Origin of the sequence: Clostridium sp. AF34-13 (genome assembly GCF_003477845.1) — a bacterium.
Classification (GTDB): Bacteria; Bacillota; Clostridia; order Lachnospirales; family Lachnospiraceae; genus Butyribacter; species Butyribacter intestini.
The window spans coordinates 147,939-172,075 of sequence record NZ_QUEB01000009.1 but is presented as its reverse complement, the minus strand read 5'-3'; the positions used below and the strand labels follow the sequence as shown (position 1 = coordinate 172,075).

Below are 24,137 nucleotides of genomic sequence, written 5' to 3'. Positions count from 1 at the left end.
TTAACCAAGTAGTCTTGTTTGACTACATCATTATTATACTAGGGAGGGATATAAATGAGCAATAAACTAAAAGAAAATACAAGGATAAAATCAACAATTATTCTCTTAACAACAATAGTTTTAATTACTTTTATAAGCATCATAGTAATAAAATTAAATACATATATCAATCGAAATCCCTATCTTGATGAAATCAATGAAATAATACAACAAAAATACGGTGAGGATTTTTGGATTGATAATAATTGCACTAAAGATGATAAGATTTCAGAAATAACTATATATGCCTGTGAAAAAACATATCAATCGGATAATATTTTTGAGAAAACTAATATTATTCAAAAAATCATATATAAGTATATAAATAACAATAAAAAACATTTTGATAAAATCAATCAGATAGTTGAAGAACAAGGAGGAATTAAAAAAACAAAACAAGAAGGAGTCTCATTATTTTTTCGTAACAATGACCGAACTCAGTCTTCCGGCAGATTAAATGTTTTTTGCTTTTTTAATGATATTAAATATAAAACTACAACCGGATTTAATTCACTTATAATTTGTGCTAAATCAAGTGATGCAGAATATTCCAATATAACATTCAGCAAAATTATTTATTTCGATAAAATAAAGTATTTGAAGTATTCTGGTACGAATATAGACGATATTTTTATATTGGAAAAAATGCAAAACCTAGAAGAATTAAGTCTTGAAATTTCAGATAATGATACTTTTTACAAAGCTAAATCCATAGCTAAAAAAATGGGGATAACCATCCATATCACATAAATGTATTGTTTAAAATTTCATATAAAAGCAGGTATTGCATAAAAATCGCAAAAATGTTTAATTATTATGCACTCAAACCACAAAAACCTGACGGTTTAAAAATCCCGTCAGGTTTTTGTTATCATATGTATTTTAATTTTCTTATGACACGCTGTCATTCTTTTCATTTGTTGCCGCTGCTTCTGACCTTGCATTTTTATATGCCATAACTACATTTTGTACTCTATGCATGATTATGCGTGGATTGTACGGCTTTTCTACAAAGTCTGTTGCTCCGAGTGCAAATGACTTTTCTATGCTCTTATCTCCGCCCTGTGAGGTGACGATTATCGGAATGTGTGCATATTTGTTTTCCATCTTAAGCTGCTTCATCAATGTAAAGCCATCCATAACCGGCATTACAAGGTCGAGCATGATAACATCTATCTCATCGGCATGGTCTTTGATATATTCCAATGCCTCTGCACCATTCTCTTTTTCAACAATTTTAAAATATCTGCTAAATGATGCACTGAGTATCTTTCTGTTAAGCACAAGGTCATCAACTATAAGCATTGTTCCCGGTGATTTTCTGAATGTCGCATCTGAGAAATTCATCTCAAGACCTTCCATATCGTTATTTAAGATACTGTGCTCAATAAGGTGCTTTTCAAATTCTTCCGGTGGAAGCGGCTTTGCAAAATAATATCCCTGAACAAAATTGCAATCCATGTTTCTAAGCATCTGTATCTGTTCTTCCGTCTCTATCCCCTCTGCAACCACGGCATAATCCATCCATTTTGCAAGGCTTATGATAAAACTCAAAATATTATTGCTGTTTGTGCTTAAATCTCCCTGAACAAATCCCATATCAAGTTTCAATATGTCTATCGGAAGTTCATTGAGCATATTTAAAGATGAGTAGCCTGAACCAAAATCGTCCATTTCTATTATAAATCCGAGAAGCTTAAGTTTTTTGACAACTTCTATTATCTGCTGCGGATTTTCGGTATATGCCGTCTCCGTAATCTCCAAGTGTATATTTTCAGGTTCAAGCCCATGCTTTTTAATGATTCCCATTATTATATCCATAAAATCAGGGTTATATATATCTGTTCTTGATACATTAACTGAAATAGGCACTACCGGATAGCCTTTTCTCTTCCATTCCTCTATGTACTCACAGGTCTTGTCCCAGACAAACTTGTCAAGCTCAGTTATAAAACCGTTTGTCTCAAATAATGGGATAAATTCTGCCGGATTCATAAAGCCTTTCTCAGGATGCACCCATCTTACCAAAGCCTCAGCACCGGCAACTTTTTCAGAATTAAGGTCATACTTTGGCTGGAAATATACCTTAAACTGCTCTTTATCTATGGCATCCTCCATGCAGTTTAATATCTCCTGCTCATATACCTGCTTTTCCCATATCTTTTTGTCATAATATGCCATATATCTTCCATATCTGCCCCTGATGGTATCTACAGCAAGAATAGCTCTGTTTATCATTGCGTGCATCGACATCTTAGTGCCATCTGTAAGATATATGCCAAATCTGAGTCTTAAATTCATATTGACCGGAAAATCATTTATTGTCTTTACTATATTGGCAAGCTGGTCATGCAATATCAGCTTGTCATATTTCTTGATAATGACAAAATGCTCATTTTCTATTCTTCCACACACCTCATCATTATTTACATAATGCTTAAGCACCTTTGCCATAAATACTAATAGATTGTCACCTGTTTTTTCTCCGAATAAATCTTTTAAAAGCTGAAAGTTTTCAATATCAGAATATAATACGGCATACTGGACATCTTTATTTCTTTTCAAAAGCTCTTTTGCTTTTTTTGAAAATGTTTCTTTTGAATATACTCCGGTCAGTGTATCCATCTGAAGATAATTTACAAGTGATGCTGTCTCTTTAAGGTGAATGATATTTTGCAATCTTTTTTTGACTATTATAGGATTGTAAGGCTTTCCAAGAAAGTCACTCGCACCCAGCGACAATGCCTTAAGTTCTGACTGCTCGTCTCCGTCTACTGATGTCACTATGACCGGTATCTTCGGCAGCATTTTTCTGTATGCCATCTCGTTAAGCACACCATAGCCGTCAAGCCCCGGCATAATTATATCGAGTACAACTGCAGAAATCTTTTCCTTTTCTTTATCAAGAATTTCCAGAGCCTCATACCCATCACTTGCCTGAAGAATATTATAATCATCTTCTAACAGTCTTGTCAGACATTCTCTATTTACTTCCTTATCATCAGCAATAAGAATCGTATTTTTCTCTGACATCCTGCCACCTCCTTTCAAATCGTATTTTCCGACTCCAACAAAATTTAGTGTATTTTTTCCATATGTGTATCGCTTTCATTGCGCTTATTATAAAATTTTTGAATTATCTCTTTTTTATCCCTCTTTCTGATAGGGACCAGCCTGTCCCCCGGCATATAAAAATCATAATCTACTATATCACTTACCCAGAGGATATTGACGATATAGCTTTGATTACATCTCAAAAACATATCAAAATCAAGTTTTTCCTCAAGTTCTCCAAGCCTTGAATAAACCTTGAAAACACCATTTTTACAATAGATACTAACCACTCTGCCCATAGACTCTAAGAAATATATATCCCTTTGTCTTATAAAAATCTTCTTCTGCTGAATGGTAACTTCCAACATTTCTGTTTTCTCATCCTGTTTTTTCACATCATATTTTTTGAGGTAATATTCTAATGTCTCCCTTACCTTTTCGACACGATAAGGTTTTAATAAATATGCAAGTGCGTGTATGTCATATCCCTCTTTCATATAAGCTTCACTGCTCGTCGCATATATGATTTCTACCTGCACATCCTTTTCTCTGATAGCCCTCCCCGTTTCAATGCCATCTAACTGTTTCATCTGAACATCTAAAAAAATAACATCATAATCTCCTCTTGAGTAATTTCTAAGAAGTTTCTCGCCTGAAGAAAACTCAAATACCTGAGCACTATATCCAATATCAATTAACAGTCCCTCAACGACATTTTTAAGGATGCCCCTCTCGATTTCATTATCATCACATAACGCAATCTTAATCATCCTATCACTCTCTTTCACAATTTTTAAATATACCTTTTACTACTGCTCACTCGTAATCCTTACATCGTTTGCAGGCTTATATATAATATTTAAAATCAATAGGTATTTGGATATACATATAATTTTATCAAAAAAAGCATATTATTTCAAAGGTAATATTGTATATCCCTATCCCTTTTTCGCTATAATTCTACCATTTTTCGCCTTTTTCACTCACCCTCTGCACTCGAAAGCAATATACGGTCATTATCAAGGCTCTTTCCGGCATTATCCTTAAACTTTTCAAGCAGGTCATCTACTGTAAGTGCCTGTCTTTCTTCACCACTCACATCGAATACTATATGTCCCGAATCCATCATGAGCGTTCTGTTTCCAAGTTCAAGTGCCTGATGCATATTGTGAGTTACCATAAGGCAGGTTATGTTTCTGTCCTTTACTATCTCCTTTGTAAGCTTAAGCACCTTTTCTGCCGTAGCAGGATCAAGTGCCGCCGTATGCTCATCGAGAAGAAGAAGTTTTGGTGTTACCATTGTTGCCATAAGAAGTGTAAGTGCCTGTCTCTGTCCTCCTGACAAAAGCCCGACCGGATTTTTCATGCGGTCCTCAAGCCCCATTCCAAGTAATGAAAGATGCTCCCTGAATTTCTGCTTTTCTTTTTTGCTTATCCTGCTGAAAAATGCAGTCTTTGCAGTAGATGCCCTAAGGTAAGCAAGTGCCATATTTTCCTCTATCGTCATATGTGGTGCGGTTCCAAGAAGCGGGTCCTGAAAAAGATGACCTATATCTTTACTTCTGAAATGCTCTTTTTTAAAGGTTATATCCTCACCGTCAAGTATTATCGCACCTTCATCCGTAAAGAATGAGCCTGTTATCGCATTAAACATTGTCGATTTTCCCGCACCGTTACTTCCGACTATCGTAGCAAAATCTCCATGTTTTAACGAAAGATTAAGCCCCGTAAGTGCCTTTTTTTCATTTACAGTACCCGGATTAAAGGTCTTACATACATTTTTTAATTCTAGCATAGTATCCATTACATCGCACCTTCTTTCTTTCTTCTTGCAATCTCAGCATATTTGTGTTTTGCAAATTTTACTTTTTCCTTTACATAAGGGAATGCTATCGCAACGGCTACTATGATAGCAGATACAAGTTTTAGACACTCCGCCGGAACATTTATCCTTATTGCGACTGCGACTATAAAACGATAAAGACAGCTTCCGAATACAACACCTAATATTCTTTTAAACATCGTTCCCTTTCCAACAAATGTCTCACCGATAATAAGACTGGCAAGTGCTATGGTTACCATACCTGTTCCAAGATTTATATCGCATGATTTCTGATACTGTGCAAGTAATCCTCCTGACAGTGCAGTAAGAGCACTTGAAAGGCAAAGACCTACCGTTATCGTAAATTTAGGATTTATACTTGATGCTCTTACCATTGCATCATTGTCTCCGGTCGCTCTTATCGAAAGCCCAAGTCTTGTTCCTAAAAATCCACTTAAAAGTACACTGACTATTATAACTATCACGGCTACAAGAATAAGCTTATACCATCCTTTTCTTATAAGTATCTGAACTGCCGCATCTCCCATGTGTTCCTGTATAAAATCCCTGACTATCGTAAATATACTGTCACATTTAAAAAGGTTCATATTTGATGAAAATCCCATTGCGGCAATATTTATCGTATATAATCCCGTGTTTACTATGATTCCTGCAAGAATCGACTCCACACCCAATCTGGTCTGTAAGAATGCCGTGACAAATCCCGATATAATACCCGCACCCATCGCAAGAAACAGTGCAAGCACCGGATGACCGGCTATCGTCACTGATGCTGCAACGGCACAGCCGAGAGTAAAACAGCCGTCTGTTGAAAGGTCAGCAATATTTAATATGCTGAATGATACAAAAAGTGCAAGAACGACGAGCGAATATATAAATCCAAGCTCCAATGCACTTTGTAATATTGAAATAGTAAAAATTGAGCCCATTTTTTCCTCCATGCCATATCAAGCACGCCTAAAACAGCGTGCTTGATATATTTTTATCCTGATAGTTTTTTTATTTTTCGTCAAATTCTTTTGCAGTCTTTGTCTCTACGACTTTTTCACATATATCCTTAAATCCGCTGTAATCAAGTCCTATCTGCTCTGCTGTCTCGGTATTTACCGTAGCTATACCATTATTAAGCGTCTTTATCGCCATCTCGCCCGGTTTTGCACCGTTTACAAGAATGTCAGCTACCATATCGGCAGTCTCTACACCAAGTTCTTTGTAGTTTACGCCATATCCGGCAAATGCTCCGTTAAGTGCAAATGAATCCGCTCCCGTATAATGAGGTATCTTTGCATTTACAAACTTCTCATATATGGCAAGCTCAGCTTTCATAATAGTGTTGTCAGTCGGTGTAAATACCGCATCTACTTTTGCTGCAACAAGTGCGTCAGCCGCAAGTGCTACCTCATCGTTTGTTGTACCTGTTTTCTCAACAACGGAAATACCGTTTTCCTTACAGAACTTTTTAGCATCTGCTATAGCCTGCTTTGATGAGTCCTGACTCTTATCATATAAAAGACCAAGTTTTTTAGTCTTGCTGTTTGCCTTTAAGATAAGCTTCATTATCGCATTTGTATCTATGGCATCACTTGTTCCGGTAATATTTGCTCCCGGTGCATCCATACTTGCAACAAGTCCTGCTGATACCGGATCAGTAACCGCTGAAAACACAACCGGTATCTGATTGTCCTCTGTAACAGACTGTGCTATAAGTGCAGTAGGTGTAGCTATAGGAATTATTATATCGACACCATCTGATACAAGTTCTGTCATTATCTGGTTTAATGTAGACTGATCCGCCTGACCATTGAAAGTATAATCCTTATAATCAAACTTTACTCCGGCCTCTTTTCCCTTTTTGTCAAGCTCATCCTGAACTGACTTCTGTATCTGGTTAAGCGATGCATCATCTACATATTGCACTATACCTACCTTATAAGTTTTTGTGCTGTCACCACTTTTTTCTGAATCCTGAGCTTTTTTAGAACCGCATCCTGCCATACATAAAACAGCAAGTAAAGCCGTCAGTGCTAAAAGTAATTTCTTTTTCATGTTATGTCCTCAACTTTCATTCATGTTATGTCACTATTTTTAAGTAAACCATGATTATGCCATAAAGTCAAGTATCCTTATTTTTTCACGGTAACTTTTATCGTCTTTTTCTTTCCGTTAAAAGTCTTTATTGTAATCTTTGCCCTTCCTTTCTTCAAAGCCTTAACTTTTCCCTTTGAATCAACTTTGACTATCTTTTTGTTTGATGACTTAAAAGAAATCTTATAGCTTGCCGTGTTTTTAGGAAGCGTAACCTTTATCTTCTTTGTTTTTTTCACCTTAAGTTTTATCTTTGACGGTGAAACTTTTTTTATTTTTTTAGGTGCCGCTTTTACCGTTACGGTATAAGTAATTATTTTTTTTGCCGTTGTGACAGTGACTGTTGATTTTCCCTTTTTCTTACCTTTGATAACACCTTTTTTAGAAACAGTAACATATTTCTTCTTACTGGTCTTATATTTTGCACCTTTTAAATAGAGTGAAACCGATTCTTTAAGTCCAATACTTATCTTCTTTTTGACTTTTGTTACTTTTTTAGTACCGCTGCTTCCATTATTTCCACTGTTTCCTCCATTGTTTGAATTATCGCCGGAAGTATTGTTATTTTCATCTTTTCCTCCATTGTTTGAATTATCACCGGAAGTATTATTATCTTTTCCTCCATCAGCAGCTTTTACGCTTTCTATCTTTGTAACCTTGTAACCCTGTTTTGAAAAATCATATGTTGGGTATGACGATACATTGCTAAAAAGCATAAATGTCGCTTCATCACCATCAACCGTAATAGTCTTTCCTGAAAGTTCCGAACCTACATATGATGTCTTATTTCCATTTTTATCCAAAACTGCAAGACTGCAATAATTTATGTTTTTATCAAAAAGCGTATCCTCACTAAATGTTATCTTAAGCTTTGATGCACCGTCAACTCTGTATGCATAAAAACTATAACCGTCATCAGCTTTTGCCTGCGGAAGAGTATCTTTCAGATAAGTTCTTTTATATATGGTTGTTGTAAAGTCTTTTGTTTTTGTCACATAACTTTCTTCCTTGCCGGCTTTTACTTCACATCTATATGTCATACTGCTCTTTGTTGCAGTGACCGCAGGAGCCAAAGCAATATAAATATCCTTATCCGCTCCTTTTACCGGGATAAAGTTACCATTGTCATCCTTTTTGTACCACTGGTATTTCGGTGTATCATTTGTGTTGTTCTTAAGTGTTGTTGTATAAACCGCTGCTTCATCATCAAATATCCATGTTCTGTCGGCAGTTCCGTTAAAATCAAATCTGTCGGCATTATAAACATAAAAAATTCTTTCTATATCAGATATTTCCGTAGATGCAATACACTTATACCTTGTATAGCCAAAATCAAAATCTGTTATTGCATCCGTCTTATATGATGAATCAGACGCACTTGCAATATCTTCGTATCTTTTTTCCGCTTCATTATATCTCTGCCACTTATAACTTATATTATAACCCGCCGCACAGACTGCCTTTGCCTGAAACTCGGCACATTCACCTGCATTTATATACTTATCTCCACCTGTACTTTCCCATTTTAGCTCATCCGATACACCTCTTATTCCAAAATAGGCATACTTTGTCATAACTCCGTCGGTGACTTCGCAAATATATGAACCATAATCATCTGCTTTTATATTTTCTATTTTTAATTCAGGAGAAACCGCACCGGAAATGGCATTGTGTTCCGCTGTAGATGACTTAAACCACCTGTACGCTATCTGTCTTCCCGTTTTACTTGATGCCTTTACAGAAAACTCAGCCGTATCTGTGAGAGCTTTTGTAAGGTAATAGTATGTTGTCCCTGCATTATAATAATCAAATTCAAGTTCAAGTCCGGTATCAGTTTTCAGCTTAATATCTGTTGTCTGTACTGAACTCTCTCCACATCTGACAGCACAATAATATCTTCCATAATCATCATAATCTATATTTTCTATAGTAAGACTGCTGTTCGTCTGTCCAAAAATTGCAATTCCATCTTTATACCACTGATAATATACCGTGTCTTTGAGGTCAGTCTTGACTCCTATGTTAAAAGTTACGCTCTCCCCCTTTTTTCTGTAATATGTCGTGTAATTTCCTTTAGGAGCTGCTGAAAAATAACCTGTATATCTTGTTATCTTAAATGTATATGTCGTATAAGCATACGAAGTTCCCTTTTTATATATATTGAGCTGATATTCCCCAAACTGTTCCTCCGTGAGCGAATCAAAAGTTATAACCGTATTTTTCTCATCAAGCTTCACAGACTTAGATGCCATCTGCTTTTTACCGTTTACATATGACTCTGCAGTAAATGTCCACTCTACATCATACGACAATCCGGCTGTCTTTAAATCAACACCTATCGTCTCCTTACTTCCCAGATTTCTTGTTCCCTTATAAGTTCTGCCTGAACTTAAGCTAAGACCAGTATGGACACTTGTCGATATTGAATTTCTTCTTGACAAATAAAATGTGTACTTCGCTGTCTTTCCAGTATTTTTACTTGTTGCCACACATAAAAATGTCGCATTTATATCATTTTCACTTACACTGTCTATCGTGTAATTCATATCTGTTGCACCATCTATCACACCACCGTTTCTGTACCACTGATATGTTATCGTATCTGACGCATCAGGAATTACTGCTCTAGCCTCCAAAGTAACTTTTTCACCATCCATTACTTTGTAAGTATTATTTCCTGTTATGCTCACGAGCTTAAATCTGTCTTCCGGGGCATTTACAAAATAATCTAAAATTGTTGCTTTAGAATTTAAACCGTCATTTATATAACACTCGTACTGTGTAAAATCATATTTGGATAATGTTATCGTAAAATCCTTTGCTGAGCCGACTTTGACATATTCTCCATAATTTCCATCATAAGGATCGGCAACCTTTTTATACCATGCATATGTAATCGGATATTCTTTGTCATCCACTGTACTTACATCGGCGGTAAGCGTAATCGTATCGCCTGTATTTTTTCCATTTACATTAGTCTTAGACGGCGAATTCACCCTGTAGCCTGAGGCTTCATTTACCGTAAACTCTGCTGTTTCCTCAGCACTTTCCGTTTTTGCATAACTGTTTTCCTTTGCCTTTGCAGTTACCATACAGGTATATTTTCCATAAAGTCCATATGCAAGTTTATCGACTGAATATGTAGGAGTATTATATGTATTGCCATCTGCGTCATGAAGCTCCTCACCATTTAAAAACCATGAATACGAAATATCATAACAGTCCGCATTATCACACTCAGCCTTTACACCCATTGAAACAGGTTCACCGTCGTGCTTATAAAATGTATCATTTGTCGCATGGGAAACACTGAGATTACTCTGTTTATCCCTGCCGTAATTATGCACACTGTAGATTTCCGTCTCTGAACCTCTGTGTGTCTCACTCTCTCCGTTGCGGTAAGCTTTTACATAATATCTATAGTTTGTTTCATCAGTATTTTTATGATCTTTTATCGTAAGAACATTTCCCGTTGTTCCCTCAATTTTGGTATTCTTATAGCTCTTGCCGCCATCAAGAATATCATACCTGTACCATTCATAAACCAGTGTATAGTTTGGATTACACTTATATTTATTTGCGACAATTACCAGATCTTCTCCCTCTTTTAAATAAAAATCATTATCGGAAGCACCTGAAGTATATACTTTTTCAATCTGCGGATCTTCCCATATCCTATAAGAATACTCATGAGTCTCACTGTCTGATGCGTCATTTTCATTTGTGACAGTCATCTTTACAGAATACTTTGTGAAACTGTCAGCCGTCACATTAAGTTTATAAGAAGCCTCTGTTGCTCCGTCTATCATCTCCATTGTTGAATAATCTTTTCCCTGTTTAAACCATTGGAACGAAGCCTTATAACCCGAATTTACTTTTACATCAAGTGAAAGCTCTGCCTCACTGTTTATAGGCTTATAAACAGGTACAGCGGAGTCTTCGTATGTATCTGAAGTTTTATTAATCATAAATTTTTTCTTGTCTGTCAGATAATATGTAAGCGTTTTGGAAGTAATGTACTTTTTATCCTCACCAGTACCCTTGTACGCTTTAACCACACACCTGTAATCTCCAAAATCCTCTGATTTTATATTCTTTATCTCATACACGGCACTCTTAGCATCAGCAATATCTTCAAATGCATTTTCCTGGCTGTTTAATTTCTGCCAGATATACTCTGCCTGATACCCTCTGTTTATGCAGATGTCAGAATCGAGTACCACATCTTCACCAACTGCGGCATAAATATCATCACTCTTTAAACTCATATTTTCTGAAAATGGGCATTTTAAAAAATTAAGAGTGACATATTTATAATCCGACTGATAGATAAGATCTTTATCATAACTATTATATGCATAATATAATGAAACTCTGTATCTTGCTGTCTCATTTTTCTTTGCCTGAAATGCATATGTCTGGCTTTCACCCTCATATGCCGCAATATCCTTTTCAACACTCCACTTTTGTCTGCTTGTTGCATTATATTTTTCTATACGGTACTTCTGCACTGTAATAGCATGATTTGTTGGAAAGTTTTTGTTTAATGTAAATCCAGGCAGTTTTAGATTGATGCTCTTGGATATCACATTATTGTTTGAACCTACAAGATTTCTCTCCTCGCTATCAAGCCCCGTAACCTCTGACACCGGATCTGTCCATGAAGTCACTTTCATAGTTATAGACTTATTTAATTCACCGATACTATTACAAAAAATAACCTTAAACTCTGCCTCTTTTTCGTAAAAGTCAATATGCTCATGTAACGCTGTTGAAGTATTAAGGCTGTCTGTCGTAACATCATCAATCTTTATACCATTTACACTCCAATTTGCCGTAAGTCTCAGTTTTGATTTGATGGCAAGCTTTGATGCATAAGCCACTTCCTCCTTAAGCTCTTTAGCCGTAAGCGTATCAACATCTTTATTTAAAGAAGCACTTATACTGCTGCCTGTCGCATTTGATACTGCAGAAATGCAGACATATTCAAATCCAATATTTCCACCTCTCTTAACAGACTGCTGTTTCTTGTACTTCGCATATGCAAGCATATCACTTCCGTTAGAAAAACCTTTTTTCACTTTGGTAATAAACTGGTACGAATACCCATTTGAATCAACATCATCCGTACTCTGCACCGCCTGCACTGACACTTTATCTGCCGCACCGACATTAACACTACCCACCGGCATAAGACTAATCACCATAGCTAATACCAGAATAAGCGACAATACCTTTACCCTTGATTTTTTGTTTTCTTCTTTCAATTCACAATCCTCCCTGTAAAAAATTTATAAAACATCATTTAAATATCACTGTTCACATATATAATGCGAACAATATTCATAATATACACTATTTTACACATAAACTCAAATCAATTCAAAATAACTGCTGTCACTGATTACCATACAGTTTTGACCCCTGCACCAATATATGATATTATAAAGGATATATGTTTTTTGACAACTTATGTACTGTTACGGATGACAGTATAGCGAGAGCGTGCCTACGGTACTATCTGTTATATTGGTTCAAGCGCCACGACATATCTTCCGACAAAAAACTAAAATTTACAAAAACGAAAGGAATACGATGATGACCAGAAAGAAAAAAAATCTAATCAGCTATGTGGTATTCGCACTTGTCTGCGTTGCCATTATCATCGCCGGAATATGTTATAAAAACTATTCCAATGAACAAAAAATCAAAAAAGCCGAAAAGAATGCTGTCACCTGTGTTGATGACTTAACAGGAAAGAAAATCGGTGTTCAAATCGGTACAACAGGTGACATATATGCATCTGATTACGAGGGTGACAAGAAGGGCACCGTTGTCGAGCGTTACAACAAAGGTACTGATGCCATCCAAGCACTCAAAGATGACAAGATAAACTGTGTTATCCTTGATGAACAGCCATCGCTTGCATATACTGAAAAAAACTCTGAACTTAAAATTCTAAAAGAAGAATTTGCCGTTGAGGACTATGCTATCTGTATTGATAAGTCAAATACTGACTTAAAAAGCAAAATAAATGATGCCTTAAAGAAACTTAAAGACGATGGCACTCTCGCAGATATAAAGAAAAACTATACCGGCAAAGACGAAGAAAAAGGAAAGTTTCCTTATAAAAAGAAAAATGTCTCAGGTAAGAATGGTACATTGAAAGTCGGAACGAACGCTTCTTTCAAGCCTTACGAATATTATGACAGCAATAAGATAACAGGTCTTGACATGGATATGATGCAGGCTGTCTGTGATGAGCTTGATATGAAACTCGAAATAGAGGACATGGAATTTGACTCAATCATAGCTGCCGTTACATCAGGCAAAGTCGATGTCGGCTGTGCCGGAATGACAGTAACCAAAGACCGTCTTAAAAATGTTGATTTCACTGACTCATACACGACTGCAAAACAGGTAATAATTGTTAAGGATTACAATGCAGCAATAAAAGCACAGTCTCTATCACAGAGAATACATGACAACTTTGTTTCCGACCACAGATATAATTATCTTATAAAAGGTTTTTCAAACACAATCGTTATCACGATTTTTGCCGTTCTCATGGGAATCATACTCGGTGCCATCATTGCACTTATAAGGACAACACATGACAACAACGGTACACTCCCTATCCCGAACCTTATATGTAAGATATATCTTACAGTTGTCCGTGGAACTCCTGCAATGGTACAGCTTTTGATCTTCTACTATATAATACTTGTATCAGTCAATTCAAAGATACTTGTTGCCATTATAGCATTTGGTCTTAACTCAGCAGCATATGTTGCCGAAGTAATCCGTTCGGGTATAAATTCAATAGACAAGGGACAGTTTGAAGCCGGTCGAAGCCTCGGTCTTAACTACAGACAGACAATGACTTCTATCGTACTTCCACAGGCATTTAAAAATGCACTTCCTGCACTGTGCAACGAGTTTATAAGCCTTATAAAAGAAACTTCGATAAGTGGTTATATCGCCATCGTAGACCTCACTAAAGCCGGTGACATTATCCGAAGCAATACATACGATGCGTTCCTGCCACTCATCACTGTTGCGATAATCTATCTCGTAATCGTTATTGCACTCACATCTGTTGCAAATGCACTTGAAAGGAGACTTAGAGCAAATGAACGACACTAATATAAATACTGATACAACTCCATTGATAGAAGTAGATAAACTTTATAAATCATTTGGTAAACATGAAATTTTAAAAGGAATATCAACAACAATAAATAAAGGTGATGTCGTTGCCATCATTGGTCCGTCAGGCTGCGGTAAATCAACATTTCTTCGTTCCTTAAATCTTCTTGAAGATACGACTGACGGACATATATTATTTGAAGGAACCGATATAACCGATGATTCAGTCGATATAAACACGATAAGGGAAAAAATCGGTATGGTATTCCAGCAGTTCAACCTCTTTGAAAACATGACAGTTCTTGAAAATATAATGCTCGCACCTGTCAAGAGAAATAAAATGACAAAAGATGAAGCTGCTGCAAAAGCAAGAGAACTTCTAGGAAGAATAGGACTTGAAGATAAAGAAAATGCTTATCCTTCTACTTTGTCAGGAGGTCAGAAGCAGCGTATCGCAATCGTGCGTGCACTTGCGATGAACCCCGATGTAATGCTTTTTGATGAACCTACATCGGCACTTGACCCTGAAATGGTCGGCGAGGTACTTGAACTTATCAAAGAACTTGCCAAAGACGGCATGACAATGGTTATCGTTACACATGAGATGGGATTTGCAAGGGAAGTCGCAAACAGGGTAATGTTCTTTAATGACGGTGTCATAACTGAAGAAAATGAACCTAATGAACTTTTTGGAAATCCACAAAATGCACGACTCAAAGAGTTCTTATCAAAAGTTTTATAGGCTTTAGATTGCAATTTAACACTATCAGGAAAGTTTCCCACTTCTATTTTGCTTAGAGAACAAATTGATTGACTAAAAGGCACGGTATATACTGTGCCTTTTATTTTATATATTTTTCTATTATACATTAACAGCTCCTATAAGCAAGCCGCAGTCAATCTTTTGATAACCTCTTTGACATACTCCTCTGGTTTAGATGTTTGTCAATATGTGATTTTTTAGTGTCAGGGAAGTTTTTTCTGATATACTGTGATTGCCGTTAATAGTGTTGTGAGAAAACGGTATAGCGTACCACGAATATCCGCCTGAATTTGCTCCAATAACTTGACACCTATGTCACTTGCTATTATTATTACTATGTTATAGTGCAGTTTTTTACTGTCGATTTTACTATGGGATGAACAGTAATGTTTTGTGGGTTTATTCTTTTTAAATCATAAATCAATTACTATCTGCATATATAACATAATCGGTTTTCGTAATATACATATAAGTTAAAGGCATATAACAATATCTTACAGTATATATTTTACAAAAACCGAAAATAAACATATATAACATTTATATAGGAAAGGATTTTTTGATGCACTTTATTATTGTTTTTTTTATTTCGATGTTTCCACTTATTGAACTCAGAGGAGCTATTCCATATGCAGTTGCACAGGGACTTCCTCTTGTTCCGTCTTACATTATAGCTATTATTGGAAATATGCTTCCTGTCCCTGTTATTTTTCTTTTTGCAAGGAAAGTTCTTGAGTGGGGAGCTGACAAGCCGGTTATCGGTGGTTTCTTTACTTTTTGTATCGAAAAAGGAGATAAGGGCGGCAAAAAACTTCAGGAAACGGCAGGTAAGGGACTTTTTATAGCACTATTGCTTTTTGTTGGTATTCCACTTCCGGGCACGGGAGCATGGACGGGAACTCTCGCTGCAAGTTTTCTCGATATGGATTTTAAGTCTAGTGTCATCGCTGTTATGCTCGGTGTTATGCTTGCAGGTGTCATTATGGGACTTGCTTCTGCCGGAGTGTTTGGTGCAATAAGTGCATTGATATTATGATATAAAAATTTAAGCGGATATTTATGTTCTGCTCTGCCATTCGCCTGATAATGTTAAAAAAAGTCATTTACAAGTTTTTCAAAAAAGTATAGTATTAGAAGTACCGTATAGCAAATAGGAAAATGGACTTGTACCCTTCTAATACGATTTTTATAATGAAAGGATTTAAGAAGATGGCAAAATTACTTCTTATAAATATTAGCGACCCCAAAAGCATAAGCAGACTTATTTCTCCAATGAATGTTCATGTCGAAACAGTCTCTCCTGCTTTTTTTAACGAAACACTTGAAAGGCTTGCTTCAACAAATTTATCAAAAAAGGAAAATATCGCTGATTTAACTTTATCAGGCGATTCTGCATTTTTTAAAGAAAGTCTTATTATTTTTTGTGATGTTCCCGATAAAAAATTTGACAAAATTCTTTTTAAGCTGCGTCAGGCAAAGATTTCCGTCGATTATAAGGCTGTGCTTACAAATACAAGTTCAAAATGGAGTGTAAAAAGACTTTTCATTGAACTGGAACGCGAGCATAAATCCCTGCAATAAAAGCAAAATCCTACATACTTACCACCAGTACCAATTACCGTGGAGAATAAACAAATGAAATATACAGAATTAAATGTAATCAAACTTTTGCAAATGCAGGCATTGACCCGGTCTACGGTTACCAGATTTTTAACGGCACAAAAAAGAAGCCATCAAGAGATTTATTGCTTCTTCTTGCCTTTTCATTTCCACTAAGCATTGATGAGACAAGGCATCTTCTGTACTACGGACACTGCGAGGACCTGTATGCACGAAACAAGCGTGATGCCTATATTATGTTCTCGCTTCACAATAAATATCCTCTTATTAAAACGAATATATACCTTGCGAAAAACGATTTAAAACCGATTTATGATATATCATATAAGAACCACTCTGTGCACCGTACAATTCAACCCTTGAGGCATCATCAAAAATAATATCGTCTGTCTTAACAGCATTGTCAGGCAATTTGATATTTATATCAACCTCAAATGACATTCCAGTCTTTTTATCAGTATAATCGACCATCGCCATTCCGACCCTGTTCGCAATATATTCGTCACTGCCATCACTGCTCTCTATAAGACAGTCCTCCGGACTTCCGTTAATCGTACTCTTTCTGATATTAAATTCATCTTTTGAAACCGCTCTGCCATCATAAAGTTTTTTTACTTCCGACAGACTTAACGGCTTAATCTTCTCTCCTAACGACAGAGTTTTATTTATCCAGTAATGAGAATCCTGAACTTTTATCTCAACATTTTCTGTATTTCCATCACTATTTTTTAACCTGATGATTATATTATTGTAAAAAATGTACTGATTATATGTATTTCTATCCATATATATAACCATCGTATCATCAGACTTTCCATCCATTGCGGCATATGCTTTCTCTGAGACTTCCATACCGCTTGCACTTATAAGCTTTTTAGCTTCTCCCCAAGTCGTTGTCCCAACTGCCGTACCTTTGCTGTCCATGATACTTTCAACAGTCATACCGTCATCAGGCTCGACAGCTATCCAGCCCAAGTCCCATACAGACTTTCCACCTATTGAAAACCTGTTTTTACTTTTTCTCCTAACCTGCGTTTCTGCATCAGGATAATCCTTTTTGTTTGCAAAATAAACACCTGTCAGTTTGCATTTGGCGTTTTGTGCACCAATCTCAAAATCTGTTGTGTCACTGTCCTGTACAGGATATGGTGTGACTAGTGGAGTTGCAATCGGTTCTGCAGCCGGGGTCTCCGTTGGTGTCATCGTCGACTCAATCGTTGCCGCTGTTGCAGTTGTCACTGCATCACCCGTTGCAATTTCACTTTCCCCGCTCTGTGCTGCCGCACTTTTACTCTCCGCCTGATAATCTGCTGCCATGCCTGTGCTCTGTCCAAAGTAGCTAAAAATCATAACAAGTGCGAGCAGGTAGGCCGTCAGCTTTCTTCTTTTTTTCCTGTTCATATGCTCTCCTCCGTTTTTAATATAATTTGTCTCATATCAGATTTTTATATTTTTATTCGTATTTAAAACCTGATAAGTATCTGTTATATGTTCAGTACATACAAAATATTTGCTTGACCTTTGACTTTTTCCTTAGAACACTATCTGCTTTTGTCCCTGACCCCATAATAATAAAAATACCGCGGCTCGTCAAATACGATACCGCAGTATTTTTGTTTCCACAATATTTTTATTTCTATACTATTTTTATTGCAGCTCAAAGGTTGTAAACTCGTCTTTTTCATCTGCAAGTTGCTTTATTTTCTCATCAGTTTTTTTGCCTGAATATGCCTCTTTATATGTCATAGCCTTTTTCTTCACGGCAATATCCGCTTTCTCCGATGTTCCATCTTTATATGTGATTTTGCAAGTCATAACAAGATTATCAAGTACATCATTCATGCCTTGAACTCTCGCATCTAATTTTTTTTCATCCTCACCATCTGAATTCCAGATTTTATCATATATTTTGTCGGACACTTTTTTTCTGTCACAAAGATATATATACACTTTTTTCTGGTCTTTTGCAGATATTGTAAAGGAAGAATATTCTTTTTCCAACATTTTAGTCTTTGAATCTTCCATTTCTATTTTAACACCACCATAATTTTTATTCTGTGCCACACCTTTATACTCCGTTCCGTCCAGCACATATTGTTTCCCATCCGGCTGAACAACTCGAAAACTTCCGTGATTCAAAGAATATGTGACAGTGTCTATCTGCCTACCCTCACAAACTATCGGAGATTGAATCTGATAACCGATTTCATTTGTGGTTTCTGTTCCACTCCATCCGCTTGAAGCCATATCTTTCTGAGTAATTACAGCAGTTTCCTTTCCCCTTTCTAACTTCTGTACTTCTGCTGCCTTTACTTTTACTGAAAAACCATTTTTAATATCTTCTGTTTTTCCCGTTGCAGAATTATCAGACTCCGATGATAACATATGCGTGCCTATAATTTTTTCTGTGACATTTCCATATGAAATCCCAATGACCAATGCTGCACAAGCTGCCAATGCAACTACAGGTTTTAAAATTTTTTTCTGTTTCCTCATAACACAATCCTCCATTTCAAATCTAATCTTCGTTTCATTGTCTTTAATATTTGGAATAAGGGCTTTTTTTAACATTTGATCCAGTTCTTTATCCTCCATATCGAATAACCTCCAAATCTTTTTTCAGCATACTTTTTGCCTTACGCAGCCGACTCTTCACAGCACTCTCAGTAATGTGCAGACATTTTGCAATCTCTTTAATCTTAAGATCCGCGGAATAATACAGATAAATGACCATTCGGTATTTCTCCGGTAATTCCTGTACTTTCTGCCTTACAAATTCATCCGCTTCTTTTTTAAGCAACTGTTGTTCCGGTTCATCAGATATCTTCCTGACACATTCTACTCCCCCACTTTCTATGTGCTTTTCATAGCTTTCAAATGCTGCTATCCTGTGCCGCCAGGCAAATTTTCTCCGCTTATTTTTCCATATAAGGATTGCGACAGAAAGTGCATAACTTTTGATTGAATTTTCATTATCCAGCTTTTTTGCCTGTTCCCACAACTTTAACATTGTATCCTGATAAAGATCGTCTCCCTGTGCAGTCTCACCTGTAGTTATTCTGCAAAACCGAAGAATATCTTTTCCGTCACTGGATACAAATTCTTCAAATTCCTGTCTTGTCACTACTGTCGTTCCTTTCTCTTCCTTTGACGTCTCGGGTAGAACCCTTACACCTGTATATTGTAATAACTCAAAAAAAAGTTGCTTTTTTCTAAAAATCATTTAAAAAATTTTATATTATAATCTAGAATACTCGCAATCCGCTTTACTACTTGCTAATATAAAATTTGAAAGTCTATTTATAGTACTGCTTTATTTTCTTATCAACAATTTTCAGGCTAATCCTCATTTCTGCACAAGTTTTTTTGTGCATAATGAAAAAAGACACCTGCACCATAAGATACAGATGTCTTTTTTCATTTTATATTATTATGCCGTGGGTGCAAAATATATTTTACCCCTTGTATTATATTTTGTGCTTACATCAGCTCCTGCACGAGCAAACATTTTATATTGTGTTATTTTACTTCGTGCTTACCACAAAATCGTCTCCCGAAACACCTATCGTTATCACATCACCCGTGTGAACCTTATCACCGAGGATTTCTTTTGCAAGAAGTGTCTCAATATTTTTCTGTAAGAAACGCTTCAGCGGACGTGCACCAAATGCAGGCTCATACGCATTGTCGGCAATATATTTAACTGCCTCTTCGGTAAGCTCAACCTTAAGTTCCTTGTCTGCAAGACGCTTATTTAAGTCATCCATAAGTATTGAAATAATACCCTGAATGTTGTTCTTTGTGAGTGGCTTAAACATTACTATCTCATCGAGACGGTTAAGAAACTCCGGTCTGAAACTTGCCCTTAAGTCTGCCATTGCGTGTTCCCTTGCCTCATCACTTATACTTCCATCTTCCTCTATTCCATCAAGAAGATAAGAAGAACCTATATTTGATGTAAGAATGATAATGGTATTTTTAAAGTCTACCGTTCTTCCCTGCGAGTCCGTCACACGACCGTCATCAAGCACTTGTAAAAGTACATTAAATACATCAGGATGTGCCTTTTCAATCTCATCAAAAAGTATTACCGAATATGGTTTTCTGCGAACTGCCTCAGTAAGCTGACCGCCCTCCTCATATCCTACATATCCCGGAGGTGCTCCAATAAGTCTTGACACTGAATATTTCTCCATGTATTCACTCATGTCGATACGAACCATATTGCTCTCATCATCGAAAAGACTTGCCGCAAGCGTCTTTGCAAGCTCTGTCTTACCTACACCTGTAGGACCTAAGAAAAGGAAAGAACCAATCGGTTTTGTAGGGTCTTTGATACCTGCCTTTGAACGAAGGATTGCTTCTGAAACAAGTTTAACACCCTCCTCCTGACCGATAACTCTCTTGTGAAGTTCCTCCTCAAGATGAAGTGTCTTTTCTCTCTCGCCCTCATTCAGCTTTGTAATAGGAATACCCGTCCATCTTGACACGATTTTAGCAATCTCATCATCTGTGACATTTTCCTGAACAAGTGTCCTGTCCTCTTTCTTTACCTTTGCTTCTTCCATTTCAAGCTGTTTTTCAAGTTCAGGCAGTCTGCCATATTGTAGTTCTGCAAGTTTTTCAAGATTGTACTCTCTCTTTGCAGCGTCCATTTCCGTATGGAGTGCATCAATCTGTTCTTTCACTTTATTAACCTTATCGACAGAAGATTTCTCCTGATCCCATTTTGACTTCTGAGCCTTAAAGCTGTCTTTAAGTTCCGCAAGTTCTTTCTGGAGCGTTGCGAGTCTCTCTTTGGAAATATGGTCTGTCTCCTTTTTAAGTGCAGCTTCCTCAATCTCCATCTGCATTATTTTACGCTGTACTTCATCAAGCTCTGCCGGAAGTGAATCAAGCTCCGTTTTAATCATCGCACAGGCTTCATCGACAAGGTCTATTGCTTTGTCAGGAAGAAATCTGTCTGAAATATATCTGTTTGAAAGCGTTGCAGCTGCAACAAGAGCGGCATCCGTAATCTTTACACCGTGATATACTTCATATCTGTCCTTAAGACCACGAAGTATTGAAATCGTATCTTCAACAGTCGGCTCACTCACCATAACCGGCTGGAAACGCCTTTCAAGTGCGGCATCCTTTTCAATATACATACGATATTCATCAAGTGTCGTCGCACCTATACAATGAAGTTCACCTCTTGCAAGCATAGGCTTAAGCATATTTCCTGCATCCATCGCACCATCTGTTTTTCCTGCACCTACTATCGTGTGCAGCTCGTCGATAAAGAGGATTATCTGACCCTCACTCTTTTTTACTTCCTCAAGAACAGCCTTAAGTCTTTCCTCAAACTCGCCTCTGTATTTTGCACCTGCAACAAGCGCTCCCATATCAAGAGCAAATATCTTCTTATCTTTAAGTTCACCCGGCACATCGCCTCTCACGATACGCTGTGCAAGTCCCTCAACTGCTGCCGTTTTGCCGACACCCGGCTCACCGATAAGTACCGGATTGTTTTTATTTTTTCTCGAAAGAATACGGATAACATTTCTTATCTCGCTGTCCCTGCCGATAACAGGGTCCATCTTTCCCTCTTTTGCCCTCTCGACAAGGTCAGTTCCGTATTTTTCAAGTATATCATAAGTTGCCTCAGGATTGTCACTTGTCACACGCTGGTTTCCCCTGACCTGTGAAAGTACCTGAAGAAATCTTTCTTTCGTTATCTGGCACTGTTTAAAAAGTGCCTTTACTTCCCTGCTCGGATGTGCGAGAAGACTAAGGAACAAATGCTCAACTGAAACATACTCGTCTCCCATACGCTTAGCTTCGTCTTCCGCATAAATAAGAGTTTCATTAAGGTAACGGTCGATACGCATATCACCGCCCGTAACTTTCGGACGCTTATTTAAAAGTCCATCTATCTGTGCAAGAAATACTTCAGGCTCAATACCCATCTTCTCAATAAGCTTGCTTATAAGACTGTCATCAACTTTCATCATAGATGCAAGTAAATGTTCCTCGCCCATCTCCTGATGACCGTAATCCATAGCGATTTTTTCGCATCCCTGAACAACTTCCTGTGATTTCTGAGTAAATTTACTGATGTTCATATAATCTCCCCCTCTCTGTGAGATTGCCGTTATTGTTCACATCTGCCGCGACATTAACAGCTTGATAATTATTTTGTCCCAATATATAAAAATCTATAGATAAGTAACAAATAACTTTATTTTTCTTATCTGCAAGACATAATAGCACTGATTGTTAGCACTGTCAAGAGGTGAGTGCTAACTTTTGAGATTTTTTTTTGCAAACCCTGATTTTACGGGGTTTGCAACACTTTTTCTTGATTTCATACCCATTGTAAATGCAATATCACTACTTCTAATTGTGGACACTCATGTTAAATATGACTTAATCTTGATGTGGATAACAGAGGAAAAGCAGTCGATCATAAATGAAAGACTGCTTTAAATCATATCCTTTATTGCTTTGTATGGAGATTTAACTGATTGTCTATGTCCCGTCCGGCATACATTACTCTAAGTATTGTTACAACCTTTTTACGCTGTCTGGAATATAAAGTACCACATAATTGTCTACTGGTAATACACGAAGTCCACGGCTTTTCCACGGTTCTTTTTCATATTTTCGATAACGCTCCGGCATCGTATCCAGACTTAATATCTGTTCTTCCAGACGGTCAAGCTGTCCGCTTGCATTTTCCGGCGATTGTAATTCAAAAGCAATATATTCAAAAATCCCTCTCAAATCACTGTCAGCCTGTTCGGATACTTCTACTTCATATATCATAAGCCATAATCCTTGCGAATGTCAGCAAAGGCTTTCTTCGCATTTTTTGTCCGTCCAGCCTGCATATCCGCATATCCTTTCTCCAATTCTTCATTGAACTCTGCTTCTGATAATGTGCTGATGTCAACAGGTCTTGCAGATGGTATTTTCACTTCAAACGGAAGTCCTCTCTGTAAGATAATCTGTTTATAAAACATATTGATAGCACTGGAAGCAGGGATACCAAGTGTAGACAGGATACTTTCTGCTTTTTCTTTAACATCTGGTTCAATCCTTGCATATAAATTTGCTGATTTTGTAGCCATATAAAACATCTCCTTTCGTGAGTAGTGTTTCCATCTATCTTTATCATATGCAAATGTCCGCACAATAGCAATACTAATTTTACGCTCCAATAATCCGATAAGTTTTGAAAACTCACGCTTAAATCCCAAACGGAGCAGCCGGAGAATCTGCTTCAACTACACCAAGCTGATAACCACCATTTGTAAAATAGATAATTTTCTTAGATTAAATTTTAAAGAATTTGAGAGAGTCGAATCACTTATCGGCGAACTATATAAGGAATATAACAATCTGACACCCGGCAGACACACTATGGTAACTGCCTTATTTCAGATACTTGTCACATATCTTTCAAGATGCTGCGAAACAAAATCTTCCATTGAATCAGGTTTCCAAAGCAGTAACTATTTTTCAAGAATGTTTAAACAGACATATGTGGTATCACCTAAAGAATTTAGGAGAGGGTGAAAAATTATCATCCTCTCCTAT

18 protein-coding genes and 1 pseudogene are annotated in these 24,137 nt (G+C 36.9%); 7 read left to right on the top strand and 12 right to left on the bottom strand.

The window, feature by feature from the left end:
* The first annotated feature begins 54 nt into the window (after positions 1-54).
* Positions 55-789 carry a hypothetical protein gene (locus tag DWZ63_RS09405; RefSeq protein ID WP_055944312.1) on the top strand — a complete coding sequence of 245 codons (735 nt, stop codon included), beginning with the start codon at positions 55-57 and terminating at the stop codon, positions 787-789.
* A 141-nt stretch (positions 790-930) separates the two neighbouring features.
* On the opposite strand, the gene DWZ63_RS09400 is transcribed toward DWZ63_RS09405, so the two are convergent.
* From DWZ63_RS09400 to DWZ63_RS09375, 6 genes are all read right to left on the bottom strand, one after another.
* On the bottom strand, positions 931-3,072 hold the full coding sequence (locus DWZ63_RS09400; RefSeq protein WP_055944315.1) for an EAL domain-containing protein: 2,142 nt from the start codon (positions 3,070-3,072) through the stop codon (positions 931-933).
* A gap of 44 nt (positions 3,073-3,116) precedes the next feature.
* A complete protein-coding gene (locus tag DWZ63_RS09395; RefSeq protein WP_055944319.1) occupies positions 3,117-3,863 on the bottom strand; it encodes a LytTR family DNA-binding domain-containing protein in 747 nt (248 codons plus the stop codon).
* Positions 3,864-4,072: 209 nt separating this feature from the next.
* Entirely contained in the window at positions 4,073-4,888 is an 816-nt protein-coding gene (locus tag DWZ63_RS09390; RefSeq protein ID WP_118499677.1) for an ATP-binding cassette domain-containing protein, read from the bottom strand.
* A gap of 8 nt (positions 4,889-4,896) precedes the next feature.
* Positions 4,897-5,865 (bottom strand): ABC transporter permease, encoded by a 969-nt coding sequence (locus DWZ63_RS09385; RefSeq protein ID WP_118499665.1) that lies wholly within the window; start codon positions 5,863-5,865, stop codon positions 4,897-4,899.
* A gap of 70 nt (positions 5,866-5,935) precedes the next feature.
* The gene (locus tag DWZ63_RS09380) at positions 5,936-6,982 is read right to left on the bottom strand and encodes an ABC transporter substrate-binding protein (protein WP_118499664.1); all 1,047 of its coding nucleotides are present in this window, start codon (positions 6,980-6,982) and stop codon (positions 5,936-5,938) included.
* Between the two features lie 77 nt (positions 6,983-7,059).
* Entirely contained in the window at positions 7,060-12,288 is a 5,229-nt protein-coding gene (locus tag DWZ63_RS09375) for an Ig-like domain-containing protein (protein WP_118499662.1), read from the bottom strand.
* Between the two features lie 328 nt (positions 12,289-12,616).
* Between DWZ63_RS09375 and DWZ63_RS16215 the strand changes: the two are divergent.
* The 5 genes and pseudogenes from DWZ63_RS16215 to DWZ63_RS09355 all read left to right on the top strand — a co-directional run.
* Positions 12,617-13,462 (top strand): annotated as a pseudogene (locus tag DWZ63_RS16215) (transporter substrate-binding domain-containing protein); the annotation flags it as partial.
* A gap of 36 nt (positions 13,463-13,498) precedes the next feature.
* Positions 13,499-14,167: an amino acid ABC transporter permease gene (locus DWZ63_RS16210; protein WP_347474842.1), complete on the top strand. Its 669-nt coding sequence runs from the start codon at positions 13,499-13,501 to the stop codon at positions 14,165-14,167.
* Positions 14,168-14,189: 22 nt separating this feature from the next.
* Positions 14,190-14,912 carry an amino acid ABC transporter ATP-binding protein gene (locus tag DWZ63_RS09365; protein WP_182431482.1) on the top strand — a complete coding sequence of 241 codons (723 nt, stop codon included), beginning with the start codon at positions 14,190-14,192 and terminating at the stop codon, positions 14,910-14,912.
* A 583-nt stretch (positions 14,913-15,495) separates the two neighbouring features.
* Positions 15,496-15,969 (top strand): small multi-drug export protein, encoded by a 474-nt coding sequence (locus DWZ63_RS09360; RefSeq protein ID WP_022014787.1) that lies wholly within the window; start codon positions 15,496-15,498, stop codon positions 15,967-15,969.
* Positions 15,970-16,142: 173 nt separating this feature from the next.
* A complete protein-coding gene (locus tag DWZ63_RS09355; RefSeq protein WP_182431481.1) occupies positions 16,143-16,514 on the top strand; it encodes a DUF3783 domain-containing protein in 372 nt (123 codons plus the stop codon).
* A 306-nt stretch (positions 16,515-16,820) separates the two neighbouring features.
* On the opposite strand, the gene DWZ63_RS09350 is transcribed toward DWZ63_RS09355, so the two are convergent.
* The 6 genes from DWZ63_RS09350 to DWZ63_RS09320 all read right to left on the bottom strand — a co-directional run bounded on the left by DWZ63_RS09350 (position 16,821) and on the right by DWZ63_RS09320 (position 23,668).
* Positions 16,821-17,954, bottom strand: coding sequence for a hypothetical protein (locus tag DWZ63_RS09350; RefSeq protein WP_118499656.1), 1,134 nt, complete (start codon positions 17,952-17,954; stop codon positions 16,821-16,823).
* Between the two features lie 246 nt (positions 17,955-18,200).
* Entirely contained in the window at positions 18,201-19,148 is a 948-nt protein-coding gene (locus DWZ63_RS09345; RefSeq protein WP_118499655.1) for a hypothetical protein, read from the bottom strand.
* Positions 19,138-19,677, bottom strand: a complete 540-nt coding sequence (locus DWZ63_RS09340; RefSeq protein WP_182431480.1) for a sigma-70 family RNA polymerase sigma factor — start codon at positions 19,675-19,677, stop codon at positions 19,138-19,140. The genes DWZ63_RS09345 and DWZ63_RS09340 overlap by 11 nt, the downstream gene beginning before the upstream one ends.
* A gap of 400 nt (positions 19,678-20,077) precedes the next feature.
* Positions 20,078-22,660 (bottom strand): ATP-dependent chaperone ClpB, encoded by a 2,583-nt coding sequence (clpB, locus tag DWZ63_RS09335; protein ID WP_118499651.1) that lies wholly within the window; start codon positions 22,658-22,660, stop codon positions 20,078-20,080.
* A 442-nt stretch (positions 22,661-23,102) separates the two neighbouring features.
* Entirely contained in the window at positions 23,103-23,363 is a 261-nt protein-coding gene (locus tag DWZ63_RS09325; protein ID WP_330672436.1) for a type II toxin-antitoxin system RelE/ParE family toxin, read from the bottom strand.
* Positions 23,360-23,668: a type II toxin-antitoxin system RelB/DinJ family antitoxin gene (locus tag DWZ63_RS09320; protein ID WP_028087852.1), complete on the bottom strand. Its 309-nt coding sequence runs from the start codon at positions 23,666-23,668 to the stop codon at positions 23,360-23,362. The genes DWZ63_RS09325 and DWZ63_RS09320 overlap by 4 nt, the downstream gene beginning before the upstream one ends.
* Before the next feature lie 292 nt (positions 23,669-23,960).
* Between DWZ63_RS09320 and DWZ63_RS15555 the strand changes: the two genes are divergently transcribed.
* On the top strand, positions 23,961-24,116 hold the full coding sequence (locus tag DWZ63_RS15555; RefSeq protein WP_147353216.1) for an AraC family transcriptional regulator: 156 nt from the start codon (positions 23,961-23,963) through the stop codon (positions 24,114-24,116).
* Positions 24,117-24,137: the final 21 nt, after the last annotated feature.